General features: G+C 23.7%; 5 protein-coding genes. 2 read left to right on the forward strand and 3 right to left on the reverse strand.

The genetic code is table 11. The annotated features are described in order from the left end of the window. The 3 genes from ACYQ44_RS10230 to ACYQ44_RS10240 form a co-directional block, all read right to left on the reverse strand. On the reverse strand, positions 1-234 hold a 234-nt coding region (locus ACYQ44_RS10230; RefSeq protein WP_459997166.1), incomplete at its 3' end, for an AAA family ATPase. A 72-nt stretch (positions 235-306) separates the two neighbouring features. Further along, positions 307-1524 (reverse strand): MFS transporter, encoded by a 1218-nt coding sequence (locus ACYQ44_RS10235; RefSeq protein ID WP_459997168.1) that lies wholly within the window; start codon positions 1522-1524, stop codon positions 307-309. 316 nt (positions 1525-1840) lie between these two features. Further along, positions 1841-3100 (reverse strand): radical SAM protein, encoded by a 1260-nt coding sequence (locus ACYQ44_RS10240; protein WP_459997170.1) that lies wholly within the window; start codon positions 3098-3100, stop codon positions 1841-1843. Positions 3101-3472: 372 nt separating this feature from the next. Between ACYQ44_RS10240 and ACYQ44_RS10245 the strand changes: the two genes are divergently transcribed. Next, positions 3473-3616 (forward strand): transposase, encoded by a 144-nt coding sequence (locus tag ACYQ44_RS10245; RefSeq protein ID WP_459997172.1) that lies wholly within the window; start codon positions 3473-3475, stop codon positions 3614-3616. Positions 3617-3670: 54 nt separating this feature from the next. Next, the gene (locus ACYQ44_RS10250) at positions 3671-4630 is read left to right on the forward strand and encodes a transposase (RefSeq protein WP_459997174.1); all 960 of its coding nucleotides are present in this window, start codon (positions 3671-3673) and stop codon (positions 4628-4630) included. Positions 4631-4977 lie beyond the last annotated feature (347 nt).

The following is a 4977-nucleotide window of genomic DNA, read 5'->3' on the forward strand; positions in this document are numbered from 1 at the left end:
TTTGAATTCCCATTTGTCATATATGTATGTATCTTTAAATAATTCTTTTTCTCCTTTGAATAAATAATAAAACGTCGATACTGTTAAACTCTTTCCAAATCTTATCGGACGGGAGAGAAAGTAAAATTTACCACTGTTTATTAATTCATAGATATATTTTGTTTTATCTACATATATATAATCTTCTATTATTATTTCTTTATAATCTTGTACTCCTATTGGTAATTTTTTCATTGTAATCATCTCCAGATTTATTTTTCTTAGTATTATTATAGTAGCATAAATGTATTCTACAAAAAACTGTTTTTATATATTCTCACGAGAATATGGGATTATATAAAGCGTTGTTACTAATATCCCACTTATTCCTAAAAATATTAAATAATATCCACTGCTGATTTTATCTATTATTTTTCCACCTATATATATTCCAATTATTGTTGCTATCTGCATTATTACTATTTTTAATGAACCTATTCTACCCCTTATTTCATTATCTATACTCATTTGAAATTTCGAATTTATTATTACATTGGATATTATAAAGGATATATTAAACAAGAATAACATTATTGATATCGCTGAGAATTTAATTATTTTATTCGGATAATTCCAGAATATTATTATCCCTAAAAATAAAACTGCCATATTCATAATAATATTTGATAGTTTAAAGTATAATGTTTTTTTATTATTTGTCATTACAAATGTTATTAGCGATGCACCTGTCAGAGAACCTATAGTCATTGCTGTTTCTGCTAATCCTACATATGTTGCAGAAAATCCTCCATCTCTTTTTATTATTATAGGTATAAATACTGCAAATATTGGTATCATCCATGCGGAATAATAGACAATCATATTCAATAAATGCTTTAACTCTTTTTTTCTTTTTAAATATTTTATTCCATCTTTTATTTCGTTGTAAAATGATATTTCTAATAATTTTTTATTATTTTCTATATTATAATTATATTCAATATATAATTCACTTATTCCTGATAGTAAGAAAGTTATTCCATTAATAAGCAACAATATTTTAATTCCATATACACTATATAATAATGCACCCATTGGAGGACCAGCCAATGAAGAAATATTTGAAACAATCAAAAGATATGAATTTGCTTTTTCAAGATATTTATTTTCTACAATTTCTGGCAATATTGCATAAGTTGATGTGTCAAACAATGTACTTACAATTGATTGTATAACTAAATATATAAATATCATCCATACGTTTATAATATTATTGGCTATAAGATATGCCATTGTTAAACATAAAATACCACTAATAAAATCCATTCCAACCATTATTCTTTTTCTATTATAGTTATCAGCAATAACTCCCAAAAATGGTCTTATTATTAGTTCAAAAAACATAATAAATATTGTTGCTAATCCAAGTATAGTAGCCGATTGTGTCATATCTAACAACAACAAAGGAAAACCTATAACCTGAATTGTATCTCCCAAATTTGATATAAATCTTCCGAATATATATAATTTAAAATTTCTGTTCATGCTCTTTCACTTCCTTTGGTTATATATTTATATTTAAACCTCAATATACTCAAAAAGAGTATATTGAGGTTTTTTAAGTTAGCTACATTTTGTTTTTTGAACAAATACACTATATGGGGTACTTCCACAGGAATATACAATATATTTTTTTAAATTTTTTACTGGAACACCTTTTTTTAATACTTTCATTTTTTCACCTCCTTTATAATATCTTTTTTTGTTCCTTCTTTGCTTTTCTGTAATCTTTTTTATTTCTCTTTCTTCTTATTTTTGAAGATACTATTAATTATTTTTATCCATAATTTTTTGGAAAAATTCAGACCATACCTTTATATATTATTTCAAGATATTTTTTTATATTATATTTAATAGAAGGGCAATTTCTTTCACTTTCTTTCATTTTTTTATCATGACATCCTGTTATACACAATGGAAATACCTCACAATTTACACATTCTTCATCTTTAAAAGGATCATAAAAATACCATTTTGTATTTTCATAATTTTTAAAAGATTTAATTTCACCTATTGCTTCATTTATATTTCCTATATGTAAAGGACATTTATAAATATTTCCATCTGAGGAGATTATCAAATTCTTTTTATATGGTGCAGGACAAACTCCGCTACCACTTAAAATATCATAGGCATATTTAAAATCTCTATTAATAATTTTTTCTATTATTTCTGATTCTACTCTATAGTATTCTAATTTATTAAAATAATGTATGTTATTCCCGAAATAATCTTTTGCAAAAGATATATAAATTGAAATATATTTTTTTAAATTTTTTTCTTCTAAATAATTAAGAAATTCATCAAAGTTTTCATAAATTTTTTTATCCAAATTTATTCTTAATGCTATATTAAATTCTCTTTTAGCATATTTTATATTTTTCATAATTATATCAAACGTTCCTTTTTTATTTGCTAAAAACCTTCTGACATCATGCAACTCTTTAATTCCGTCTACTGTAATTTGTAAATGAGTTACTTTTATTTCTTTTAATTTTTCAATAATCTTTTTATTTAATAAATAACCATTTGTTATTATTGAACTTTCATAAATTATTTTTTTCTCATTGAGAAGAGGGATGATTTTATGAAAAAAATATTCCATTTCTTGTATTTTTAAAAGTGGTTCTCCACCATACCATGTAATTTTTAATTTTTGAATATCTTTCATATTATCATATATGTAGTCAATTATTTTGTCAATAACATTTTTAGTAATATCTTCTTTTTTTATTTCTTTTTCATAACAATATATACAGGAAAAATTACACTTTGTAGTCAATGCTATAGTAAGATAGAGTTCTTCTATTTTATTTCTATTTTCATAATCAATACTTTTAAGGATATCGATTTCGCTAAAATTATCATCTTCATATATTATCCCTTCACGTATTAAAAAGTTTATAATATCTTTTGGTACATTAAAATCTTCTTTTATTATTTTATTAACGAATAAATCTCCATTTTTCTTATTTAACAATAAAATAGATTTATTAAATGTATTATATATAATTAAACTATTTTTTGTCCATTTATATATTAAATATTTAGATAACTTCATACAAACATCCTTAATATATTTTTTATTATACTATCTTAAAAAATTCTAAAAACCTATTGTTTACAATACTTTCATCTTATATTGTTAAGAGGTTTACCTCTCTGGTGTATAATATAATTGGGTTAAATATTTATTTTATGTGGTAAAATAAAATAATACACTTTTACAGGAAGGTTAAACCATGAGTAATAATCCTAAACAATTTTATCTTGATTTTGTCTATGATGATTATATAAAGTCTCATTCTTCTTATGCATATATTATTACTATTCTTGACTATATCGACTGGTCTATTGTCCCCAAAATTTTAAATCATCCTGCGCAAGCTGGATGATTTAATTTTACTTTATTTATAATTTTTATCCTTAATTTTTGCGAAGCAATGCTTCTGGTGTTGGTAAAACTGGTTATTCTCCTGTTTCTATGATTAAAGCTCTTTTATTTAAAATTATTAAAAATATTTCTTCTATTTCCACTCTTATTGATGATCTTTATTCTAATCCTTATTTAGCCTAACTTATTGGTTTTGATCCTATTAGAAATTATGTCCCTGCTGAATCTACTTTTTCTATGTTTAGAAAATCTTTTGATATTAATATTATTTATGCTCTTATTACTGATCTTTTATTTAGAGGTATTTCTGCTGGTTTTATTTCTACTGAATTTTTGTCTGTTGATTCTTTTCCAATTTTGTTTGATTCTCATTTTAATAACTCTAAGTCTTTTAAACTTGGTAATAATGCTAATAAATTTAAGGATTATTATTCTCTTCTTGATGCTGATTATGGCGTTAAACCTATTTCTAATGATAATGTTAAATTTTATGATAATAACGATAATCCTAAGAAGGTTATGTTTTATGTTGGTTATAAGGCTCATGTCATTTCTTTTTTAAATATTCCTATTTTTACTATTGTTACTCCTGCTTCTACTAGTGATAGTTCTATTTTTAATCTTCTTCTTAAACTTGTTATGGGTTATCTTGAATTTACTGGTTCTAAGGTCCTTGCTGATAAAGGTTATGATTCTTCTAGGATTTATGATTTTGTTCATCTTGTTTTTGATGGTTCTGCTTTTATTCCTTTACGTTCTAATTCAGTTCAATATATGCCTAAAGGTGATTGTGGTGTTGATCTTGAACTTCATTCTCAGTATTTTGAAAAAAACAGAGGTATTTATCGTTCTAAATTTGTTTGTCCTTTTGCTAAAGAGGATAAACCAGATTCTTGTTCAAGATTAAATTGTTATCGTTATCAAAATTATTCTAAAAATAATTTTAGAATGTTATTTTTTAGAAATTCTGCTTTCTTTAAAGAGAATTATTCCAAACGTCCTCTTATTGAATCTCTTTTTTCAAGGTTAGAATCTATTTTATCTCATACTAAATTACGCTTTACTAATTCTGTTGCTCTTGAAGCTAATCTTATTAATATATTTTTTATTTCTTCTGCTTTTTTAGCTCATGATATGGGCAGAGATGATTTACTCACTTCTATTAAATCAACTCGTTCTAATTTTGTTCGGAGATAAAATATATACTTAATATTTGATACTTAATATTTATTATTTTTATTGAATTTCAACCTTTTTCGAACCTTTTTGATTCGTTCTTTTGGTTTATAATTTTCCCGCTATATTTTTGCTTCTTTTACTTATTTTTCTCTACTTTTTTGTCTCTTTAACTCTTTTCTGTATTCAAATTCTTTCACTTTACCTCTGTGTAATTTTGTTTATTTTGCCTTTACCTTATTTTGAACCTATTTTTGAAGATACTAGATTTTATAATTCTTATGAAATTCTGGCACCAGAACAAATCAACCGACTGATAAATGAAAATTTTATTTATAAATATCTGCTTAGCTATATTAAAGTAATAT

Source organism: Marinitoga arctica (genome assembly GCF_054657315.1).

What these genes read in the sequence shown, in the direction of transcription:
- ACYQ44_RS10235 (WP_459997168.1), bottom strand. Translation starts at nt 1,524, where the DNA reads ATGAACAGAAATTTTAAATTATATATATTCGGAAGATTTATATCAAAT.
- ACYQ44_RS10240 (WP_459997170.1), bottom strand. Translation starts at nt 3,100, where the DNA reads ATGAAGTTATCTAAATATTTAATATATAAATGGACAAAAAATAGTTTA.
- ACYQ44_RS10250 (WP_459997174.1), top strand. Translation starts at nt 3,671, where the DNA reads ATGTTTAGAAAATCTTTTGATATTAATATTATTTATGCTCTTATTACT.